The organism is Chromobacterium sp. W521 (assembly GCF_052805975.1).
In genome coordinates, this window is record NZ_JBRBAF010000011.1 from 149,123 (window position 1) to 171,319 (window position 22,197).

Consider the following 22,197-nt stretch of genomic DNA (forward strand, 5'->3'; position numbering starts at 1 on the left):
GCCTCAACGACAGGGGTAAACGCCCGTTTTTGTGGCTATGCTGCTTTGCGGAAGAGGATTATGGGCAAAGGTGTTTTTTTGGAATTTTGCCCCCTATACAGCCTTTTTTTTCGTGATACAATTTGCGCACTGATGGATTTTCAGTCGCCCGGCTTATTTCGAAGACCGTGCGATAACTGACGTCTTGTTCAACTTATCCTCAAAGGTAATGAAAAAATGAAACAGTCGCTCCTCGTTGCTGCCCTGCTGGCTGTAGCCCTGTCCGCTTGCGGTAAGAAAGCTGAAGCTCCGGCTGAAGCTTCCGCTCCTGCTGTTGAAGCATCCGCTCCGGCTGCCGCTCCGGCATCCGCTCCGGCTGCTGAAGCTTCCGCTCCGGCTGCTGCTTCCGCTCCGGCTGCTGAGGCTTCCGCTGCCAAGTAATTCTTGGCCTGCGACAAAAAAACCGGCTATGGCCGGTTTTTTTGTATCTGTAGCAAATGGAACAAGGGGTGTTGCAACATGAAAACAACACAATTGTCTGTTCGCTACAAAGTGTTACATTTTTGCCTGATTGTCTATGGCCGGATTAACTGATCGGCAGTTTGATAATCAAGGTGCAAAGAAAAGCCCGCGATAGCGGGCTTTTCTTTTTTAAGGCACGCGCTGATTTCGCGTCTTATTGCAGCTCGGTTTGCAATTTCGACAGCGCGGCCTTGCTGAACGCGTCGGACAGAGGCTTGCCCTGCTTGTCCTGAATGGACACCGTGCTGGAGCCGGGCGCGGTTTCCTTGATTTGCACGCGGTATTCCTGCTCGGTGGGCTTGGCGGACTTGCCGTCGTTGCTCTTCCAGAAGGCGAGGCTGGACCAGAAGCCGCCGGATTCGTTCTTATCGGTTTCGCTCTTGGCCGGTTTGACGAAGTAAACGCCTTGGGAGCGGTCTCGGTCGCTGACCACCAGGCCGACGCGATCCAGCGCCAAGCCGACGCGGCGCCAGGCGCGGTCGAACTCGTCGCTGAGCACCAACTGGCCGTCGACGATGGGCGTTTGCGGCTTGGTCGGCGCGCTCAGCGTCTGCTTGACCTGTTCGCGAGCTTTGTCCTCGGCCATGCCCAGATTCATCATGAAGCGGCCCAGCAACTCGGCTTCCAGGCCTGGGTCGGTGGCGCGGGGCTGCCAGATGGTGTTGGTCTTGGTTGTGTCGGCATAGACTTCTTCCATGCCGCGGTGGGAGAAGTAGACTTCGGTGCCGTTGGCGGTCTTTTCCAGACGAATGCGGAATTTGTCGCGCTCGCCGGTGGAGTAGACGCTGCCGAGACCGACGGTTTCCAGCAGTTTGCGCAGGCCGTCGTTGGGCAGCTTGGCGCGGTTTTCCGCCCAGTCCGTTTCCATGACGCCTACGGCCGGGTCTTCGCTCTTGATGACGAAGCCGTTGTCTTGCCAGAAGGCCTTCAATGCCGGCCACAGCTGTTCCGGGCTCTTGCCGGATACCACCAGCCAGCGTTGGGTGCCGGCGCGCTCCATCTTGACGTTGTCCAGCTGGTTCAGCGCAACCGAGCTGCCGGCCGCCGGCTGTTGGGCCGGAGAGTCGACTTTGGCGCCTTGGGCTGCGGCGCTGGCTGCGCCGGGGATGGTGTACTTGTTCTGGATTTGCGGCGCGGTCAGGTCGGGCGGCACTTCCAGAGTGTTGACGGTTTTAGGCTTGTCGGACTGGTAGTCCAGCTTCTTGGTCAGCGGCTGTTGCGAGCTGCAACCGGCGATAATGCCGGTTGCCAGCAGAATCGCGGCGGGCGCGGTTCGTTTCATGCGGTCTCCCATCGTTTCGGCAGAGGAAGGATTAAAGGATGTCGGCTTGTTTCATCGCCGCTTCCACGGAGGCTTGCGCGTCGATGGAGAGCGGGGTCAGCGGCAGGCGTATGCCGGAGGGAATCCGGTTCATCCGCGCCAGCGCCCACTTGGCCGGAATCGGGTTGGGTTCGATAAACAGCTGCTTGTGCAGGCCTTGCAGCTTGTCGTTGATTTCGCGAGCCAGCTTGGCGTTGCCGCCGGTGGCGGCTTTGCAAAGCTCGCTCATCAATTTGGGCGCGATATTGGCGGTGACCGAGATCACGCCATGGCCGCCGCACAGCATGAAAGCCATGCCGGTGGCGTCGTCCCCGGAGTAGAGGGTGAAGCCGTCCGGAACGCGCATGACCAGATCACAGGCGCGGCCGATGTCGCCGGTGGCGTCTTTCAGGCCGACGATGTTGGGGTGGGCGGCCAGGCGCAGCGCGGTGTCGTTGCTCATGTCGGCAACGGTGCGGCCGGGCACGTTATAAAGGATGACCGGCAGCTTGCTGGCATCGGCGATCGCTTTGAAATGCTGGTAAAGACCTTCCTGAGTGGGCTTGTTGTAATAAGGCACGACCGACAACACGTAATCGGCGCCAACCTCCTGAGACAAGTGGCTCAGTTCGATCGCTTCGGCCGTGGAGTTGCCGCCGGCGCCGGCGACGACTTTGACGCGGCCGGCGGCGTATTCCACAACCGCCTTGACCACGGCGATGTGCTCGGTCACGTTCAATGTGGCGGATTCGCCAGTGGTGCCAACCGCGACAATGCCGTCGGTGCCATTCTCAATATGGAAATCGACGAGTCGTCGCAGTGCCTCGTAGTCGACCGAGCCGTCTGCGGACATCGGGGTGACCAGGGCGACCAAGCTGCCGGTAAGCATAGTTCAGCCTATCTCAGGGAATAGAAAACAAGGCTTACGATTGTAGCGGAATTCGAGAAGCTGGCAAAAGGTAGGCGGCGTTTCCTTGACGGACGGTTCGGGAAAACGCCTGCACTGTGCTAGAATCCCACGTTTTTCCGATACTTACGGCTATTTGGCTGAAGGATCCCTAAGCGTGATTACCACAAGCAATATTACCATGCAGTTTGGCGTCAAACCTTTGTTCGAAAAGGTTTCCGTCAAATTTGGCGAAGGCAACCGTTACGGCCTGATCGGCGCCAACGGTTCCGGCAAATCCACTTTTATGAAGATTCTGGGTGGCGACCTGGAGCAGACCAGCGGCGAGGTGGCCATTGAGAACGGCCTGCGCCTGGGTAAGCTGCGCCAGGATCAGTTCGCCTATGAAGATCAGCGCGTCATCGACGTGGTGATGATGGGGCATTCCGAAATGTGGGCGGCGATGAGCGAACGCGACGCCATCTATGCCAACCCGGAAGCCAGCGAAGACGATTACATGCACGCGGCCGAACTGGAAGCCAAGTTCGCCGAATACGACGGCTACACCGCCGAGGCGCGCGCCGGCGAACTGCTGATGGGCGTGGGCATTCCGGTGGAACAGCACGCCGGCCCGATGAGCGAAGTAGCGCCGGGCTGGAAATTGCGTGTTTTGCTGGCTCAGGCTCTGTTCTCCAATCCGGACATCCTGTTGCTGGACGAACCCACCAACAACCTGGACATCAACACCATCCGCTGGTTGGAAAACGTGCTCAACGAGCGCAACTCCACCATGATCATCATTTCGCACGACCGTCACTTCCTGAATTCGGTGTGCACCCACATGGCGGATTTGGACTACAACACCATTCGCATCTACCCGGGCAATTACGACGACTACATGATCGCGTCGGCCCAGGCGCGCGAACGCCAGTTGTCGTCCAACAGCAAGGCCAAGGAGCGTATCCAGGAACTACAAGAGTTCGTGGCCCGCTTCTCTGCCAACAAGTCCAAGGCGCGCCAGGCGACCAGCCGACTGAAGCAGGTGGACAAGCTGAAGTCCGAAATGGTGGAAGTGAAGCCGTCCAGCCGTCAAAACCCGTTCATTCGTTTTGAAATGGACGACAAGTTCAAACTGCACCGTCAGGCGGTGGAGGTGGATCACCTCAATAAGGCTTACGATACCAAAGTCCTGTTCAAGGATTTGAGCCTGATCCTGGAGGCAGGGGCCCGCTTGGCCATTATCGGCCCTAACGGCGCGGGCAAGACCTCGCTGGTTAAATTGCTGGCCGGCGCCTTTGACGCGCAGTTCGCCGAAGGCCTGAGCGCTGACCACGGCTCGATCAAATGGGCGGAGAAAGCCCAGGTGGGCTATTTCGCCCAGGACCACGAGGCCGATTTCGACAGCGACATGACGCTGACGGAATGGATGCGCGAATGGGGCCAGGAAGGCGACGACGAGCAGGTGATCCGCGGCACGCTGGGCCGTCTGTTGTTTGGCGGCGACGAGGTGGGCAAGCCGGTTCGCGTGCTGTCCGGCGGCGAGAAGGGCCGCATGCTGTACGGCAAGCTGATCCTGCAAAAGCCGAATGTGATGATTATGGATGAGCCGACCAACCATATGGACATGGAGTCGATCGAATCCCTGAATATGGCGCTGGAGAAGTACAAGGGCACCTTGATCTTTGTCTCCCACGACCGTCAGTTCGTCAGCTCGCTGGCGACGCATGTGTTGGAGCTGGACGGCAAGGGCGGGTACGACTACTACACCGGCAACTACGAAGACTACTTGGCCAGCAAAGGCCTGGAGTAAGGTGCTGCTTATGGTCGGTTACACTCGGTAACTGACCTGTAGAGCAGTTGCTTTACCGGCGGGAGTGAGTGCGCTATATTGCAGTGCGTCTTGTGCACTGCAATGGCTGCGGCGCACAAACTTCCGCTTTTCTTTTTGCTTTAAAAAATAACCAATAAAAACAGGTATTTGGCCATAGGTGGTCGATGGTTGAGTTGTGAGTCCGGCCTCTGGGCGGATTGCCTGTCATCTACAAAGTCAGTAAGGAAAATCCATGCGCTTGAAAGGTAAAGTCTCCATCATCACCGGCGCCGCCAGCGGCATCGGCAAGGCGACAGCCGAGAAATTCGTTAAAGAAGGCGCGGTCGTCGCCGTTTGCGACCTCAATCTGGACGCTGTTAACGCGGTGGTAGAGGAGTTGCAGCAGGCCGGCGGCGAAGCCATCGGCTACAAGGTGGATGTGACGAATAAGGGTCAGATCGCGGACATGGTTGCCGATCTGAAAAACCGCCGCGGCCGCATCGACGTTCTGGTCAACAACGCCGGCATCGTCATGGACGCTCAACTGATGAAGATGACCGAAGACCAGTTCGACAAGGTGATCGACATCAATCTGAAAGGCGTTTACAACTGTGCCCGCGCGGTGATCGACACCATGGTGGAGCAGGGCGGCGGCGTGATTCTGAACGCGTCCTCGGTGGTGGGCGTCTACGGCAACTTCGGCCAGACCAACTACGCTGCGTCCAAGTTCGGCGTTATTGGCTTCGTCAAAACCTGGGCCAAGGAATTGGGCAAAAAAGGCATTCGCGCCAACGCGGTGTGCCCGGGCTTCGTTGCCACCCCCATCCTGCAATCGATGCCGGAGAAGGTGATTCAGGCGATGGAGGACAAAGTGCCGATGCGGCGCATGGCCGATCCGACCGAGATCGCCAACGTCTACGCCTTCCTGGCGTCCGACGAAGCCAGCTACATCAACGGCGCGGCCATCGAAGTGACTGGCGGCCTGACGCTCTGATTCTTCGCGCCCGCACGTGAAAACGCCCCGATGTCGGGGCGTTTTGCTTTGTCGGGCCACGGAGGCTTCAATCTTCGCTGTCCGGGTCCCGGGCCAGCAGAGCGGCTTCGACTTCGCGTCGGTGCAAATGCGGCGCGAACAGCTCGATAAAGGTGTAGGCGAAGCCGCGCAGATAGGCGTCCTTGCGGATGCCGATCTTGGTCGTGGACGGTTCGAACAGATGGCCGGCGTCCAACAATTGCAGATTGACGTCGCGCTCCGGCTCGTAAGCCATGCTGGCGATGATGCCTATGCCCAGTCCCAGGCCGACATAGGTCTTGATCACGTCGGTGTCGATCGCGGTCAGCACCACGTTGGGCGCCAGCCCCTGGTCGGCGAAAGCTTTGTTGATCTTGGAGCGGCCGGCGAAGGCGAAGTCGTAGGTGACGATGGGGTAGCGGGCGATGTCCGCCAGCGTCAGCGGGCGATCCAACTCCGTCAGCTCGTGTCCTTCCTGCACCACGATGGAACGGTTCCATTCATAGCAGGGCAGCATCGCCAATTCTTTGTACAAAGCGATGCCTTCGGTGGCGATGGCGAGGTCGGCTTCGCCGGACACCACCATTTCGCAGATCTGGGTGGGGCTCCCCTGCTTGATCGACAGCCTCACTTTGGGGTAACGTCGAACGAATTCGGCGATGGCCGGCGGCAGCGCGTAGCGTGCTTGGGTGTGCGTGGTGGCGATGGTCAGCGCGCCTTCCGCCTCTTTGGAGAATTCGTCGCCCACCCGTTTCAGATTCTGCGCTTCGCGCAGAATGCGCTCCGAGATGCGCAGCACCTCTTTGCCCGGCTCGGACACTGAAACCACCCGCTTGCCGTTGCGGATGAAGACCTGGATGCCCAGTTCATCCTCCAGCAGCCGGATCTGCTTGGAAATGCCCGGCTGCGAGGTGTGCAGTTTTTCCGCGGCTTCCGAGACGTTCAGCCCTTGCTTGGCCACCTCCACCAAGTAACGCAGTTGTTGCAGCTTCATGCGACGCCATCCTCTATAAAACCTGTAGTAATTAAATACTAACACAATATTCTTTTCGGTTTATAAGCGGCTTGGGTAGGATTGTCATGAAATTTCCTGCCTGGAGTCTCTGATGAGCCTGGAAGCAAAACTGGACGCCACCGTCGCCTGCCTCAGGACGATCGCCGCCGCGCATCCGGACGCCGTGCTGGCCAACAGCTACGGCGCGGAGGACATGGTGCTGACCGATCTGATCGCCCGTCTGGAGCTGGGCATAGCGGCCTTTAGCCTGGACACCGGCCGCCTGCCGGCGGAAACCTACGATCTGATGCAACGGGTGGAAGAGCGCTACCCCAGCCACCCAGTCGCCGTGTATTTCCCTCAGGCCGCCGCGGTGGAGCAATACGTCGGTCTCCATGGCATCAACGGCTTTTACCGCAGCGTGGACGCGCGCAAGTCCTGTTGCCAGGTACGCAAGCTGGAGCCGCTGCGGCGCGCGCTGGCCGGGCGATCCGCCTGGATCACGGGGTTGCGGCGCGAACAGTCGCCGACGCGTCAGGACCTGCAGGTCAGCGAATACGACGCCGACAACGGCCTGCAAAAATACAGCCCGCTGCTGGACTGGAGCGAGCGTGATGTCTGGGACTACCTGCGCGCGCACGAAGTGCCCTACAACGCCCTGCATGACCGCCATTATCCTTCTATCGGCTGCGCGCCCTGTACCCGGGCCATTTCGGTGGGCGAGGACGTCCGAGCTGGACGCTGGTGGTGGGAAAACCCCGATTCCAAGGAGTGCGGCCTGCACGTCAAGGCCAGCCCGTTGAAACGTCCGGCATAGCGCCGTCTGAAAGAGCACCATGTATCAATATGATGAAGTCGATCACCGCATCGTCCGCGAGCGCGTGGTCCAGTTCCGCGATCAGACCCGGCGCTATCTGGCCGGCGAGCTGAGCGAGGACGAGTTTCGCCCGCTGCGTTTGATGAACGGCCTGTACGTGCAGCGCCACGCGCCGATGCTGCGCGTCGCCATTCCCTACGGCCATCTGCGCAGCGGCCAGCTGCGCAAGTTGGCCGACATCGCCCGCCGCTACGATAAGGGCTACGGCCATTTCACCACCCGCCAGAACATTCAGTTCAACTGGCCGGAGCTGGCGCGGGTGCCCGATATCCTGGAAGAGCTGTCCACGGTGGAGATGCATGCGATCCAGACTTCGGGCAACTGCGTGCGCAACACGACGACCGACGCGTTCGCCGGCGTGGCCGGCGACGAACTGCTGGACCCGCGGCCCTGGTGCGAAATCATTCGACAGTGGAGCACCTTGCACCCCGAGTTCACCTTCCTGCCGCGCAAATTCAAGATCGCGGTGTCCGGCAGCGTGGAAGACCGCGCAGCCACCCGCGTGCACGACATCGGCCTGCACGTGGTGCGCAACGAGGCCGGCGAAGTGGGCTTCCGAGTGATGGTGGGCGGCGGTCTGGGGCGTACCCCCATCGTCGGCGACGTGGTCAAGGATTTTTTGCCCACGCCGCACCTGCTGACCTATCTGGACGCGGTGCTGCGGGTCTACAACCGCTTTGGCCGTCGCGACAACAAGTACAAGGCGCGCATCAAGATTCTGGTCAAGGCGATGACGGTGGAGGGCTTTGCCGCCAAGGTCGAGGACGAATGGCTGCATATCAAGGGCGGTCCTGCCACCCTGCGTGACGAGGACGTCGCTCATTACGCCAGCTTTTTCACTGACCCGCCGTATCAGACGCTGCCGGCCAATCCCCCCGAACTGCGGGCACTGCTCGAAGAGGACAAAGGCTTCGCCCGTTGGGCGGAGCGCAATACCCGCGCCCACAAGCGGCCGGGCTATCGCTCGGTGGTGCTGTCGCTGAAGCGGGCCGGCGTGCCGCCCGGCGACATCAGCGCGGAACAGATGGACGCGGCGGCGGATTTGGCAGATCGCTTCGGCTTTGGCGAGTTGCGCGTCGCCCATGAGCAAAACCTGGTGCTGCCGGACGTGCCGGAGAAGGATTTGCACGCGCTATGGCTACTGGCGCGCGAGCATGGCTTCGCCACGCCCAATATCGGCCTGCTCACCGACATTATCTGCTGTCCGGGCGGCGACTTCTGCTCGCTGGCCAATGCGCGTTCGATTCCGGTTGCGGAGGCTATTCAGCAAACCTTCGAGGACATGGACTATCTGTACGACCTTGGCGACATTGACTGCAATTTCTCCGGTTGCATGAACGCTTGCGGTCATCACCATATCGGCAATATCGGTATACTCGGCGTCGACAAGAACGGGGAGGAGTGGTACCAGATCACGCTGGGCGGCAGCCAGGGCAGCGCCACCAGCATAGGCAAGGTGATAGGGCCCTCGTTTGCTCAGGCCGACGTGCCCAAGGCTTTCACCACCATCATGAGTGTCTATTTGGAACAACGCAGTTCGGGTGAGCGCTTCATTGAAACCGTGCGCCGTATCGGCATCGAACCCTTCAAGGAGCGGGTGTATGCCAAACATCATTAAACAGGGACAAATCCGGCCGGACGATTGGAATCTGCTGCGCAGGGACGAAAACGGCCAGTTGCCGGAAGTCGCGGCGGGCGGCAATGTGATCGTGCCGCTGTCCGATTGGCTGGAGCGGCGCGCGTTCTGGCGCAGCCATGCTGCTCGGGTGGGGGTTTGGCTAGGGCCGGACGAGGATCCCGCGCAGCTACTGGCCGATTTGCCAGAGCTGGAGTTGATCGCCGTCGATTTTCCGGCCTTTACCGATGGCCGCGGCTACAGTCATGCCCGCTTGCTGCGCGAGCGTTACGGCTATCGCGGGGAACTGCGGGCGATTGGGGATGTCTGGCAAGACTTACTGTACTCCATGGCGCAAGTCGGTTTTGATGCATTCGCCATTAAGGACGGCAAGGCGCTGGAATCTTCGCTGGATGGTTTTAATACTTTTAGCGAAAACTATCAGGCTACTGTGCTCAATCCGCTGCCACTGTTTCGTAGGCGCGTCACATCGCTGTAATGTGTGGTTTATGCGAGACAGAGGCCACAAAAAAACGCTTTTTTTGACGTTTTTTTGCAACGGATTGCTCTCAATCTGTGGCGTCCTAAGTTGACATGGGGTTGCAGCGTTTCTATAGTGCGGGTTAACTGCATAAACACAGTTTGCAGATCACCCTGTTGTTTGCAGTAAAATTGTTCGTGTGGTCTTTGCGTCAGCCCGCATTGCTACCCATTTTATAGATTAAAGAGGGAATAACATGACTAAACAGCTGAAACTGAGCGCCCTGGTTGCTGCTCTGTTGGTTTCCGCTAGCGCTTTTGCTGCTAAACCTGGCTATGCCGTTGACCAGTCCACCGAATCCGTGACTCGCAACAACTACGGCGAGTGCTGGAGAACCAACTTCTTCGACAAGGCTAAAGACGGCCTGGTTGAATGTGGCGATCGCGAAGCTGCCAAGCCGGTAGCAGAAGCTCCGAAGCCGGTGCTGGTTTCCGAAAAAGAAAAAGTCACCCTGTCCGCTAAAGTGCTGTTCGACTTCGACAAGGCCAAGCTGCGCGCTGACGCCAAGAACGAACTGGACCCGCTGGTTGAAAAGCTGAAAGCCAACGCTGGCAAAGGCTACCTGAAGTCCGTTGAAGTTGCTGGCTACACCGACTTCATGGGTTCCGCTGCTTACAACAACCGTCTGTCGCAAGAGCGCGCCGACGCTGTTAAAGGCTACTTCATCGCTGCTGGCGTTCCGGCTGAAAAAGTGACCTCCGTAGGTCGCGGCGCCGCCGAAGCCAAGATGACTGCCGAGTGCAAGGCCAAATTCCCGAAATACCAGAAGAAAGGTTCCAAGCAGAACCTGGCTATCAAGGAATGCATCGAGTCTGATCGTCGCGTTGAGCTGACCATCGACGCGGTTAAAGAGTCCCTGGTTGAGAAGAAGTAATCTCGATTAGCTGCTCTGTTCAAAAAGCCCCGCAATCTTGCGGGGCTTTTTGCATTGTATGGCGGATAGCCGGCTCTGTTCGCCGTTGCCGGCCCAATTGCGTTTCATGTCTGGACGCTATCCGTAGCTGGCAGATACAATCGAAGGTTTTCAGGACGCAATAAGACCAGCACATGCAGGTATTTTTTGGAGATCCGCGGCGTTACCAGCTGCCAGCCTGCGCCTTGACCATAGGCAATTTCGACGGCGTGCACCTTGGCCATCAGAAAATGCTGCAGCGTCTGCGGCTGGAAGCCGACGCCCGAGGCCTGCCGACGGCCCTGTTGACCTTCGAGCCCCATCCGAGGGAGTTCTTCGCGCGCGACAATCCGCCTGGCCGTTTGTCCACGTTGCGAGACAAACTGGTGTTTCTGCAGCGGCTGGGTTTGGTTGATTATGTGTTCGTCTATCGCTTCAATCGCGGCTTTGCCGGCATGTCGGCGTCGGATTTCATCGACAAGGTTCTGGTCCAGGGGCTGCAGACCAAGTATTTGCTGATCGGCGACGACTTCCAGTTCGGCGCCAAGCGGCAGGGCCATTTCGAGATGCTGAGCTCCTGTCCCCATTTCGTCACCGAGGCGATGCCGACGGTGTTGGCCATGGGTGAACGCGCCTCCAGCACCTTGGTGCGCGAGCGGCTGGCCGCAGGCGACCTGAGCGGCGCGGAAAGCCTGCTGGGGCGCGAGTATCAGATTTCCGGTCGTGTGGTGCATGGCAAGAAGCTGGGCCGTACCATAGGCTTTCCCACGGCCAACATCCATTTGCCGCATTTGCGTCCGGCCTTGCAGGGCGTATTCGTCGTGCAGGCGGAAACCGCCGACGGCGTGTTGGGCGGCGTGGCCAGCCTGGGTTTGAACCCGACGGTCAGCAACACACCGGACTACAAACTGGAAGTGCATCTGTTCGATTTCGCCGGCGATCTCTACGGGCAGCGGCTGACGGTGCGATTCCTGAAGAAACTGCGCGACGAGGCGCGGTATGATGATTTATCGGCGCTGATCGCTCAGATTGAAAAAGACGCGGGCAGCGCCAAGACCTATTTGACAAGTTTGCAGCGAGAGCAGGCATGAGCATCGATTATCGTAAAACCGTAAACCTGCTGGATACACCCTTCGCCATGCGCGGGGATCTGGCCAAACGCGAACCGGCCTGGGTCAAGCGCTGGCAGGAAGAGAAGCGCTACGACAAGTTGCGCAAGCTCTCCGCTGGCCGCCCCAAGTTCATCCTGCACGACGGCCCTCCGTACGCCAACAACGACATCCACCTGGGCCACGCGGTCAACAAGGTGTTGAAGGACATCATCGTCCGCTCCAAGACGCTGGCCGGTTTCGACGCCCCTTATGTGCCGGGCTGGGACTGCCACGGCCTGCCCATTGAACTGATGGTGGAGAAGCTGCACGGCAAGGACATTCCCGCCGCCAAGTTTCGCGAACTGTGTCGCGAATACGCGAAAGAGCAGGTGGCGCGCCAGAAGAAGGGCTTCATTCGTCTTGGCGTGCTGGGCGATTGGGACAATCCCTATCTGACCATGGATTTCAAGACCGAGGCCGATATCGTGCGGACCCTCGGCAAGATCTTCGAGAACGGCTATCTGAGCAAGGGCGAGAAGCCGGTGCACTGGTGCATCGAATGCGGCTCGTCGCTGGCCGAGGCCGAAGTGGAATACGAAGACAAAGTGTCGCCGGCGATCGATGTCGGCTTCAAGGTGCTTGACGCCGACAAGGCTTCGGCCGCCTTCGATGCCGACGCTTCCGGCGCGATGGCCGTAATCTGGACCACCACGCCGTGGACGCTGCCGGCCAACCAGGCCGTCGCCGCCGGCGCCAATCTGGATTATCAGTTGATCGACACCCCCAAGGGCAAGCTGATCCTGGGCAAGGATCTGGTCGAGTCGGCGATGAAGCGCTATGGCATCGAAGAGTTCCGCGTGCTGGGCGAAGCCAAGGGCGAGGCGCTGGAGCTGATTCAGTTGAGCCATCCGTTCTACGACCGCCAGGTGCCGGTGATTCTGGGCGACCACGTTACCACCGACGCGGGTACCGGCTTGGTGCATACTGCGCCGGCTCATGGTCTGGAAGATTTCCAGGCCGGCTTGCAGTACAAACTGCCGGTGGCCAATCCGGTGGCCGACGACGGGCGCTACAAGAGCACCACCGAACTGTTCGCCGGCATGCTGGTATGGGACGCCAACCCGCGCGTGATCGAAACCCTGGAAGAGCGCGGCACGCTGGTGCACAAGGCCAAGCTGGAGCATAGCTATCCGCATTGCTGGCGCCACAAGACGCCGATCATCTTCCGTGCCACGCCGCAGTGGTTCATCAGCATGGACCGCCAGGCTAATGGCGGCGAGACGCTGCGCGAGATCAGCCAGCGCGCCGTCGATGCCACCGAGTTCTTCCCAGCCTGGGGCCGCGCGCGTTTGGACGCGATGATCAAGAACAGCCCCGACTGGTGCGTGTCGCGCCAGCGAAACTGGGGCGTGCCGATGACTTTCTTCATCCACAAGGAGTCGGGCGAGCTGCATCCGCGTTCCGTCCAACTGCTGGAAGAAGTGGCGCTGCGCATTGAACAGCAGGGCATCGAAGCCTGGTTCAGCCTGGACGCCAAGGAGTTGCTGGGCGAAGAAGCCGAGCAATACCGCAAGCTCTCCGACACTCTGGACGTGTGGTTCGATTCCGGCTCCACCCACTTCGCGGTGCTGAAGCAGCGCCCGGAGCTGGCTTGGCCGGCGGACCTGTACCTGGAAGGCTCGGACCAGCATCGCGGCTGGTTCCAGTCCTCGCTGAAAACCGGTTGCGCCACCATAGGCCGCGCGCCGTACAAGCAGCTCTTGACCCACGGCTTCACCGTGGACGACAAGGGCTACAAGATGTCCAAGTCGCGCGGCAACGGCATTGCGCCGGAAGAGATCTGCGGCACCTTGGGCGCCGACATCCTGCGTCTGTGGGTGGCCAGCGCTGACTACTCCGGCGATATGTCGCTGTCGCAGGAAATCTTGAAGCGCACAACGGAAAGCTATCGCCGTCTGCGCAATACCATCCGCTTCCTGCTGTCCAATCTGTCGGATTTCGACCCGCTGGAACACGCCGTTCCGCTGGCCAATATGGTGGAACTGGACCAGTACGCGTTGCTGCGCGCCCGTGAAGTGCAGGAGAAGGCGGCGGGTGAACTGTACTCGCGCTATGCCTTCCACCATGTGGTGCAGGAAGTGGTGGGCTATTGCTCCGAGGATCTGGGCGCCTTCTACCTGGATGTGATCAAGGACCGTTTGTACACCACCAAGGCGGACAGCCATGCGCGCCGAAGCGCCCAGACCGCGCTGTACCACATCACCCGCAGCTTGCTGCTGCTGGTGGCGCCCATCCTGTGCTTCACCGCCGACGAGGCGTGGAACGTGCTGGTGGACAGCGAGGAAGAGTCGCCGCTGTATCACGTCTGGCATGAATTCCCGGCTCAGTCCGCCGAGCGCGAAGCGGCCTTGTCCGCCAAGTGGCTTGCCATTCGCGAACTGCGCGCTCAGGTCAACAAGCAGATCGAAGCGCTGCGCAGCGCCGATCAGCTGGGCTCCTCCTTGCAGGCGGAGATCGAAATCGAAGCCGACGGCGAGCTGTTGCAGTGGCTGAACGCCTTGGGCGATGAACTCAAGTTCGTGCTGATTGTCTCTAAAGCCAGCGTCAAGCAAGGCGAGCAAACCCGCGTCAGCGTGGTGTCGTCGACGCAGCAGAAGTGCGAGCGTTGCTGGCACTACCGCGCAGACGTCGGCAGCCATGCCGGCCACGGCGCGGTGTGCGGTCGTTGCGTGGACAATATCGACGGCAAGGGCGAGACGCGCCGCTTCGCCTGATCCGCGTCGACGACGCGGCGGCACGGCCGGGCCGGAAGGATGGGGGCGCTCAGCATTCCCGACTTCCGGCGCTTTGATATAGAGTGCGCGGAGTTCCGCTTCGCGTCGTGGAAAGGTCTGATGGAATCTGCAATGACTATGCCCAAGGCCAAGCAATGGCCGAAGTGGTTTGCGCTGGCGGCGGTAATCGTGTTGCTGGATCAATTGTCCAAGATCTATTTCAACGGCAATTACCAGTACGGCGAAGTCCGGGAAGTCATTCCCGGCTTTTTCGGTTTTACCTTGCTGTACAATCCGGGCGCGGCGTTCAGCTTCCTGCACGATGCCGGCGGCTGGCAGAAGTATCTGTTCTCGGGCCTGGCTTTCGCCGTGTCCGGCTGGCTGGGCTGGAATATCTTCAAGAACCGCTTTAGCGGGCTGATGAATCTGGCCGCGGCTTTCATCATGGGCGGCGCGCTTGGCAATGTGATCGACCGCATCGTCCACGGCCATGTGATCGATTTCATCCAGGTGCATTACTACAGCAGCTGGTCGTACCCGGCCTTCAATCTGGCGGACTCCTTCATTTGCGTGGGAGCCGCCCTGATGGTGCTGGATAGTTTCAGAAAGCCGCGCGCCTGAGCGCCGCGGCTTGAGCAAGGATTTGTGATGACGAAGACCATTATGCTGGCCAACCCGCGCGGTTTCTGCGCAGGCGTGGACCGGGCCATCGCCATCGTCGAGCGGGCGATTGAACTGTACGGCGCGCCGATCTATGTGCGTCATGAAGTTGTGCACAACCGTTTTGTCGTCGAGAACCTGCGCGCCAAGGGCGCGGTGTTCATCGAGGAATTGAAGGATGTGCCCAGCGGCAGCACCCTGGTGTATTCCGCTCATGGCGTGCCGCAGTCGGTGCGCGAAGAGGCGGCGGCTTTGGGCCTGCAGGTGTTCGACGCCACCTGTCCCCTGGTGACGAAGGTGCATGTCGAAGTCAAGCGAATGAACAAGGCGGGCATGGAGATCGTCATGATCGGCCACGCCGGCCACCCCGAGGTGGAGGGCACCATGGGGCAGGTGGACGGCGGCATGTATCTGGTGGAAAACGTCGCCGACGTCGCCGGCTTGCAGGTGCGCAACCCGGCGGCCTTGTCCTACGTCAGCCAGACCACGCTGTCGGTGGATGAGACCCGCGACATCATCGCCGCGTTGAAGGCACGTTTCCCGGAGATCTCCAGCCCGAAAAAAGACGATATCTGCTACGCCACGCAAAATCGGCAGGACGCGGTGAAGGTGCTGGCCGACGAATGCGACATCGTGGTGGTGGTGGGGTCGCCCAATAGCTCCAACTCCAACCGCTTGCGCGAAGTGGCCGCGCTCAAGGGCGTGGACGCCTATATGGTGGACAACGCCGGTCAATTGGAGGAGGCCTGGTTCGCCGGCAAGCGGCGGGTGGGCGTCACCGCCGGTGCCAGCGCGCCGGAGGTGCTGGTGCAGGCGGTGATAGACCAGATCAAGGCTTTCGGCGCGGACAGCGTCAGCGAGCTGGACGGTGTGGAGGAGAACACGGTGTTTGCGTTGCCGCCCGCGCTGCGCGAAGACAAGCGCGCCTGAGCCCGCCCGGCGGCCTCGACGCCAAACTGGCCCCGCGCTCCCCCGCGGGGCTTTTTCATGTTCGCGCGGGGGCGATCCTGTGTTGCGGGCAGGGGTATTGAAAAGTCCGGGACAGCCCTTATCTGATGCGCATCGTTGACCAACTCTTGTGATAAGTCACCATGAGCGCATTGAAAGAAACCCTGGGTTTTCAGACCGAAGTCAAGCAGCTGCTGCAGCTGATGATCCACTCCTTGTATTCCAACAAGGAGATCTTCCTGCGTGAACTGATTTCCAACGCTTCCGACGCCGCCGACAAGCTGCGTTTCGAAGGTTTGGCCAAGCCCGAGCTGTTCGAAAACGAGCCTGAGCTGAAGATCACCATCGGCTACGACGCCGAGGCGCGCACGCTGACCATCGCCGACAACGGCATCGGCATGAGCCGCGACGAAGTCATCGCCAATATCGGCACCATCGCCAAGTCCGGCACCAAGGCCTTTTTCGAGCAGTTGTCCGGCGACGCCAAGAAAGACGCTAACCTGATCGGTCAGTTCGGTGTCGGCTTCTACTCCGCCTTTATCGTGGCTGATAAAGTCACGCTGACCACCCGCCGCGCCGGCGACGCCGCCGACTCCGCCACTCGCTGGGAATCCGAGGGCGCCGGCGAATACACGCTGGAGCAAGTGGAGAAGGCCGGCCGCGGCACGGAAATCGTGCTGCACCTGAAGGAGGGCGAGGACGAACTGCTGAACGACTGGAAGCTGAAAGGCATCGTTCGCAAGTACTCCGACCACATCTCGATCCCGATCGAGATGAAAAAGGGCAATAGCTACGGCGAAAACGGCGAAGTCATCGTCAGCGACGAGATGGAAGCCGTGAACTCCGCTTCCGCGCTGTGGACCCGCGGCAAGAGCGAGATCAGCGAAGAGCAGTACAAGGAGTTCTACAAGCATGTGGCTCACGACTTCACCGACCCGCTGGCCTGGAGCCACGCTCGCGTCGAGGGCCGCCAGGAATACACCGAGCTGTTGTACATCCCGTCGCGCGCGCCCTTCGACTTGTTCGATCGCGAGCGCAAACAGGGCGTCAAACTCTACGTGCGCCGCGTCTTCATCATGGAAGACACCGAGAAGCTGATGCCGCACTACCTGCGCTTCGTGCGCGGGGTGATAGACAGCAACGACCTGCCGCTGAACGTGTCGCGCGAGATCCTGCAAGAAAGCAAGGACATCGACGCCATCCGCAACGGCTGCGTCAAGAAAGTGCTGGGCCTGCTGGAAGACCTTGCCGCCAATCAGCCGGAAAAATACGCCGAGTTCTGGCAAGAGTTCGGCCAAGTGCTGAAAGAGGGCGTCGGCGAGGATATGGCCAACAAGGAACGCATCGCCAAGCTGCTGCGTTTCGTCTCCACCGCGTCCGAAGGCGCTGAGCCGACGGTGACGCTGAGCGACTACGTCGCCCGGATGAAGGAAGGCCAGGACAAGATCTACTACATCACCGCCGATACCCTGGCCGCGGCCAAGAACAGCCCGCACCTGGAAGTGTTCAAGAAGAAGGGCGTCGAGGTGCTGTTGCTGACCGATCGCGTAGACGAGTGGGTGGTGGGCTCGCTGTTCGAGTTCGACGGCAAGGCGCTGCAGTCCGTGGCCAAGGGCGCGCTGGATTTGGGCGCGCTGGAAGACGAAGCCGACAAGGAAGCGCAAAAGCAGGTGGAGGAAAGCGCCAAGCCGGTGGTGGAGAAAGTGCAGAAAGCCTTGGCCGACCGGGTCAAGGACGTGCGCGCCACCGCCCGCCTGACCGAGAGCCCGGCCTGCCTGGTAGCCGGCGAGCATGATATGAGCGCCCACTTGGAGCGCATGTTGAAAGCGGCGGGGCAGAAGGTGGAGGCTAGCAAGCCCACGCTGGAGATCAACCCCGAGCACGTGCTGGTGAAAAAACTGGCCGACGAGGCCGACGAGGCCCGCGCCAGCGATCTGGCCCAGGTGCTGTACGATCAGGCCTTGCTGGCCGAAGGCGGCAAGCTGGAGGATCCGGCGGCCTTCGTCAAGCGCATCAACAAGCTGATGCTGGAGCTGTCGGCTTAAGCCGAACGTCGTCCCCATCGGAATGCCCCGCCGCGCGCGGGGCATTTTTTTTACGCTGGCAATAATGCCGCGCCAAAAATCATGGCTGGGGGTATCATCGGCGGCTTCTCTCTAGCTATGACTTAGTCATGATGGAACTGTCGCTGATTCACGCTCTGCCGGAAGGCCCCTGGGCGGCACTGGACCTCAAGGCGATCCAGGCGCAATTGGAGGCGCTGGCGACGCAGCCGGCCACCCTTGCCGCGGACAAGGCCAGTCAGTGGTTGGGACAATGGCTGCGCTTGGCCTTGGCGCCGGCGGAACGCTTGCAACTGCTGCAGGCGCTGCGTGCGCCGTTGGCCGCGCTGGTTGCCAGGCTGGAGCGCGCGGCGGCGCGGCAGGAATTGTCCTGCACCCCGGAGGCGCGCGCCGCATTGCAATCGGCCCGTCAATTGCTGCGGCAATGGCATGAGCAGTGCAAGCTGCTGGCTCAGGCATTCAGCGCGCAGGAAGCCGGCCGTTTTTCCAGTTCTCGTCCGCGGTTGGAGGCCCTGCAACTGGCGTTGGCGAGCGGCTACGATTTGCTGGCGCTGCACGCGCGCAGCTACGCGCCGTTGCACAAGGGCTTCTGGCGCGATTGCCACCGTTTGTACGCCTACGCGCTGGCCCAGGGCTGGGAGGGGCGGCAGGCGGCGGCGGGCGTGGCGGCGCCTGGGCTTAGCTACCGCCGGCTGATGTTGTTGGGTTTGACCGCCAGCAACCGGCTGGAGACGGCCAAGATCGCCTTGCTGCTGCAATGGCTGGAGCAGCATGCCGGCTTGCTGCGCGTGGAGCAGTTGGATCAGCCGCTGGGGGACGACGGCGCGCTCGCTTTCCGCGCCGACGCCGACCGGCCGGCGCGTTTCTGCGCCGAGCTGGATCTGGACGGCGACGGCGTGTGGTGGCGACTGGACGCCGGTCGTTTGCTGGAACGCCTGGATGAATTGAGCCGCCAGCGCCAGCGACAGGGATTGGACGGCGGCCACGAAGCCTGGTTGCTGGCGCGTTTGCGTCAGGAGTGGGGGGCGCCGCCTCGTCGGCGGCACGTCAGGCTGCGCCGGCTCAGCGTCGAAACCGTCGAGCTGGTCAGCTTGTTGCCGCGTTGCTGGCGGCTGGCCGCCGGCGAGCCGGCTGACGGAGAGTTGGAGCCCTGCCGTTTGCAGATCAGCAATCTCAGTGCTTCCGGCCTGTTGCTGCAGGGAGAGTCCTTGCAACAACCCTTGCGCGCCGGCGAGGTGGTCATGTTGCGCCGCCGCGGTTTCGGCTGGCAATTGGGCCTGGTGCGCTGGGTCAGCTTCGGGGGCGAGGACATGCAGACCGAGTGCGGGGTCGAGTTCATCGGCAAACGGCCGCAGGCGGTTGAAGTCGCCGCGGTCACCAGCCACGCGGCGGGAGGCTTCGAGCCGGCGTTGCGCATGCAGGCCGAGCGGCATTTCCGCCATTCCGGCATTTTGGTGTTGCCGGGCCGTTTATATCAGGCTTTACGGCCGTTTCATCTGCGGGGCGCCGATGGCGAATGTCGGGTGCGCGCGGTGCGCTTATTGCAGCAGACCGCGCATTATCAATTCGTGGAGATCAAGATAGACGAGCTGCTGCCCGCCGACGCGCAGGCTTGAACGGCGGGCAGGGCGGCGGACAAGTTCCGCCACGCAGCCGGCCAGTGCTGGTATCCTTGCCGCCATGAGCAAGCCCCCCCTTCCCGAGGCCGGATCTTCGGCCGACGATTTTCAGCTGACCGCGCCGGAATTGCCGCCCAGCGTGCCGATTGCGCACGTGTTCGGCCAGCCTGTGCTGGAAGTGCCGCAGGATTTGTTCATCCCGCCGGACGCGCTGCAAGTGATCCTGGATAGTTTCGAAGGACCGCTGGACCTGCTGCTTTATCTGATCCGCAAACAGAACCTGGATGTGTTGAATATTCCAATGGCGGACATCACGGTCCAGTACATGGCCTATATCGATGCGATGCGCGACGGGCGTTTGGAACTGGCCGCCGAATATCTGCTGATGGCGGCGCTGCTGATCGAGATCAAGTCGCGCTTGCTGCTGCCCCGGCCCCAGTTGGACGAGGAGGGCGAGCCGGATGATCCGCGCGCCGAACTGGTGCGCCGCTTGCTGGAGTACGAGCAGATGAAGCTGGCGGGGCTGGAGCTGGACAAGTTGCCGCAGGCCGATCGCGACTTCGCCTGGCTGGCGGTCTTGATCGAACAGTCTGCCGAGCAGCGGCTGCCCGACGTTAGCCCGGCGGATCTGCGCCAAGCGTGGATGGCGATTCTGTCGCGCGCGCGCCACCACCGCCACCATAAGGTGGAGAAGGATGAATTGTCGGTGCGCGAGCAGATGAGCTGGATTCTGCGCTACCTGGACGGCCGCGAGTACGTGCCTTTCGAGGAGCTGTTCGACGCAGACAAGGGCGTCGCCCACCTGGTGGTTAACTTCATCGCGGTGCTGGAGCTGGTCAAGGAGGGCTTGGTCAAGGTCAGTCAGGAGGCGCCGTATCAGCCCATTTACGTCAGGATAGCGCTGGTCTAAGAGGCTGTTCAAAGTCTTGCGAGCCAGGGCGAGACAAGGCGAAAACGAGCGAAAAAGCGGAGTGTACGAGGGGTGCATGAGCATTTTGAACTTGTACCCACCGTGCAGCGCTCCACGAAGCGCAGCAGACTTTGAACAGGTTCTGAAAGAGGGGGCGCGCCGATTTGCACTTGATGTTGGCGCGGCAGCGATTAGGATACAGATATCCATTGCGAGAGCATGCCATGCACATTGAAGCGGCCGACCAGAAACATCTGCCAGCCTATCGTCCTTTTTTCCTGGCCTGTCATGAGGAAGGGCTGGATTATTATCGTCGCGCCGGCACGGACCCGGACGCCTGGCTTGGACAATTGCTGCAACACGCCGAAGGGCGAGCGCTGCCCGAAGGCTGGGTGCCGTGCCGCACCTGGTTTCTGATCAACGGCCGTACCGAGATCATCGGCGCGATCCGACAGCGGCTGGCCGACAACGCGTTGATTGTGGAGCGCATCGGCCATATTGCTTTCGAAGTGCTGCCGGCTTGGCGAGGCCATGGTTACGGCCGGGTGCTGTTGCAATATGTGCAGACGCTGGGCGAGAAGCCCGCGCATGGGAATTGGGTGTTGGTTTGCCCGGCGGACCGGCCTGCCGCGGTGCGCACGGTGGAAGCCTGCGGCGGCCAGTTGCTGGAAACGATGGAGAACGGAGGGCGAGCGTTCCGGCGTTACAGCCTGACCGCGCTGGCGGCTTGGGACGACATGGCGGAAGGATTAATTTAGCTCCGGACGGAGAGTTCATGTAGAATGTCCGGTTTCCTGCGCAAACGTGTTTCGGCTTCACGGCTCAATGTCCACCATCACCGACCTAAAATACCTGAAGATCGTGCTGGAGACGGCGTTACTGACCGCGCAGGAACCTCTGTCGGTTGCCATGCTCAAAAAGCTGTTCACCGAAGAGGTGAAAGCCGCGTTGATCAACGACATCCTCGACGATATCCAGAGCGACTGGAGAGGCAAGGGCGTCGAACTGGTCAAATTGGCGTCGGGATGGCGCTTTCGCGCCCGAGCGGAGTTCACGCCATACTTGAACCGCTTGAACCCGGAAAAGCCGCCGCGTTACTCGCGCGCGGTAATGGAAACCTTGGCGATCATCGCCTACAAACAACCTGTGACCCGTGGCGATATCGAAGCGATACGCGGCGTATCGGTGTCCACCGGCGTGATGCAGACTCTGCTGGAACGCGGCTGGATCGAAGTCATCGGCCACAAGGACGTACCCGGCAGGCCGGGCTTATATGCCACTACCCGAAAATTCCTGGACGACTTGGGCTTTGTCTCGCTCAAGGATCTGCCGCCATTGGCGGAGCTGGGAAGCCTGGTAGTGCCCGAGGCGGCGCCTCGGGATCAAGGCCCGGCAGCGGCCACAGACGACATCCCCCTCGACGATGAGGCGGATAATTTCGAGCCCATCGCAGAATAACATCGACATTCTGCAGGTTGCTCGCACGGAAAGAGCAAAGCACATATGTCTAAAGGACAACGCAATCACGCCCGCCAGCCGGTGGCGCGTGTCAAAGGTCGCGAAACTTCCCAACCGCGCCAGCCGGCCAACGGCGGCGTTCAGCCGCGCGGCAAGACCCAAGGCGGCATGATCAAGAGCCGCAACGGCCAGGCGGCGGATCCCAGCGGCCGTCAGGGCCAGCCCGGCGGCAAAGGCCGCAGCGGC

At 60.8% G+C, this 22,197-nt stretch carries 18 protein-coding genes; 15 read left to right on the forward strand and 3 right to left on the reverse strand.

The genetic code is table 11. The annotated features are described in order from the left end of the window. Window positions 1–655: 655 nt before the first annotated feature. Window positions 656–1,783: an outer membrane protein assembly factor BamC gene (gene bamC, locus ACUXV1_RS18220; protein WP_043638514.1), complete on the reverse strand. Its 1,128-nt coding sequence runs from the start codon at window positions 1,781–1,783 to the stop codon at window positions 656–658. A 31-nt stretch (window positions 1,784–1,814) separates the two neighbouring features. Beyond that, the gene (dapA, locus tag ACUXV1_RS18225) at window positions 1,815–2,690 is read right to left on the reverse strand and encodes a 4-hydroxy-tetrahydrodipicolinate synthase (protein WP_081555602.1); all 876 of its coding nucleotides are present in this window, start codon (window positions 2,688–2,690) and stop codon (window positions 1,815–1,817) included. A 175-nt stretch (window positions 2,691–2,865) separates the two neighbouring features. On the opposite strand from dapA, the gene ACUXV1_RS18230 reads away from it, so the two are divergent. Both ACUXV1_RS18230 and fabG read left to right on the forward strand, forming a co-directional pair. Continuing rightward, window positions 2,866–4,497: an ABC-F family ATPase gene (locus ACUXV1_RS18230; RefSeq protein WP_039755612.1), complete on the forward strand. Its 1,632-nt coding sequence runs from the start codon at window positions 2,866–2,868 to the stop codon at window positions 4,495–4,497. A 253-nt stretch (window positions 4,498–4,750) separates the two neighbouring features. Further along, complete coding sequence (fabG, locus tag ACUXV1_RS18235; protein WP_043638508.1) at window positions 4,751–5,491, forward strand: 3-oxoacyl-ACP reductase FabG; 741 nt, start codon at window positions 4,751–4,753, stop codon at window positions 5,489–5,491. A gap of 67 nt (window positions 5,492–5,558) precedes the next feature. Here fabG and cysB read toward each other — a convergent pair whose 3' ends face one another. Next, window positions 5,559–6,503, reverse strand: a complete 945-nt coding sequence (gene cysB / locus ACUXV1_RS18240) for an HTH-type transcriptional regulator CysB (RefSeq protein ID WP_081555603.1) — start codon at window positions 6,501–6,503, stop codon at window positions 5,559–5,561. Window positions 6,504–6,615: 112 nt separating this feature from the next. Here cysB and ACUXV1_RS18245 point away from each other — a divergent pair, with 112 nt between their 5' ends. From ACUXV1_RS18245 to scpB, 13 genes are all read left to right on the forward strand, one after another. Continuing rightward, complete coding sequence (locus ACUXV1_RS18245) at window positions 6,616–7,320, forward strand: phosphoadenylyl-sulfate reductase (protein ID WP_446016133.1); 705 nt, start codon at window positions 6,616–6,618, stop codon at window positions 7,318–7,320. Window positions 7,321–7,339: 19 nt separating this feature from the next. Then, window positions 7,340–8,998 carry a nitrite/sulfite reductase gene (locus ACUXV1_RS18250; RefSeq protein WP_203389320.1) on the forward strand — a complete coding sequence of 553 codons (1,659 nt, stop codon included), beginning with the start codon at window positions 7,340–7,342 and terminating at the stop codon, window positions 8,996–8,998. Further along, window positions 8,982–9,494 carry a DUF934 domain-containing protein gene (locus ACUXV1_RS18255; RefSeq protein WP_446016134.1) on the forward strand — a complete coding sequence of 171 codons (513 nt, stop codon included), beginning with the start codon at window positions 8,982–8,984 and terminating at the stop codon, window positions 9,492–9,494. The genes ACUXV1_RS18250 and ACUXV1_RS18255 overlap by 17 nt, the downstream gene beginning before the upstream one ends. A gap of 238 nt (window positions 9,495–9,732) precedes the next feature. Further along, on the forward strand, window positions 9,733–10,410 hold the full coding sequence (locus ACUXV1_RS18260) for an OmpA family protein (protein WP_043638494.1): 678 nt from the start codon (window positions 9,733–9,735) through the stop codon (window positions 10,408–10,410). A 173-nt stretch (window positions 10,411–10,583) separates the two neighbouring features. Then, complete coding sequence (locus ACUXV1_RS18265; RefSeq protein WP_043638490.1) at window positions 10,584–11,519, forward strand: bifunctional riboflavin kinase/FAD synthetase; 936 nt, start codon at window positions 10,584–10,586, stop codon at window positions 11,517–11,519. Then, complete coding sequence (ileS, locus tag ACUXV1_RS18270) at window positions 11,516–14,293, forward strand: isoleucine--tRNA ligase (protein WP_081555608.1); 2,778 nt, start codon at window positions 11,516–11,518, stop codon at window positions 14,291–14,293. Before ACUXV1_RS18265 ends, ileS begins: the two co-directional genes overlap by 4 nt. Window positions 14,294–14,425: 132 nt before the next feature. Continuing rightward, complete coding sequence (lspA, locus tag ACUXV1_RS18275; RefSeq protein WP_039755611.1) at window positions 14,426–14,914, forward strand: signal peptidase II; 489 nt, start codon at window positions 14,426–14,428, stop codon at window positions 14,912–14,914. 27 nt (window positions 14,915–14,941) lie between these two features. Beyond that, window positions 14,942–15,883 (forward strand): 4-hydroxy-3-methylbut-2-enyl diphosphate reductase, encoded by a 942-nt coding sequence (gene ispH / locus ACUXV1_RS18280; RefSeq protein ID WP_043638479.1) that lies wholly within the window; start codon window positions 14,942–14,944, stop codon window positions 15,881–15,883. Window positions 15,884–16,044: 161 nt separating this feature from the next. Continuing rightward, a complete protein-coding gene (gene htpG, locus ACUXV1_RS18285; RefSeq protein WP_107732727.1) occupies window positions 16,045–17,946 on the forward strand; it encodes a molecular chaperone HtpG in 1,902 nt (633 codons plus the stop codon). A gap of 128 nt (window positions 17,947–18,074) precedes the next feature. Next, window positions 18,075–19,580, forward strand: a complete 1,506-nt coding sequence (locus ACUXV1_RS18290) for a hypothetical protein (RefSeq protein ID WP_446016135.1) — start codon at window positions 18,075–18,077, stop codon at window positions 19,578–19,580. Window positions 19,581–19,644: 64 nt separating this feature from the next. After that, complete coding sequence (locus tag ACUXV1_RS18295) at window positions 19,645–20,493, forward strand: segregation and condensation protein A (RefSeq protein ID WP_081862671.1); 849 nt, start codon at window positions 19,645–19,647, stop codon at window positions 20,491–20,493. Between the two features lie 224 nt (window positions 20,494–20,717). Next, the gene (locus ACUXV1_RS18300; protein ID WP_052370570.1) at window positions 20,718–21,251 is read left to right on the forward strand and encodes a GNAT family N-acetyltransferase; all 534 of its coding nucleotides are present in this window, start codon (window positions 20,718–20,720) and stop codon (window positions 21,249–21,251) included. Between the two features lie 67 nt (window positions 21,252–21,318). Further along, window positions 21,319–21,951, forward strand: coding sequence for an SMC-Scp complex subunit ScpB (gene scpB, locus ACUXV1_RS18305; protein ID WP_019102634.1), 633 nt, complete (start codon window positions 21,319–21,321; stop codon window positions 21,949–21,951). Window positions 21,952–22,197 lie beyond the last annotated feature (246 nt).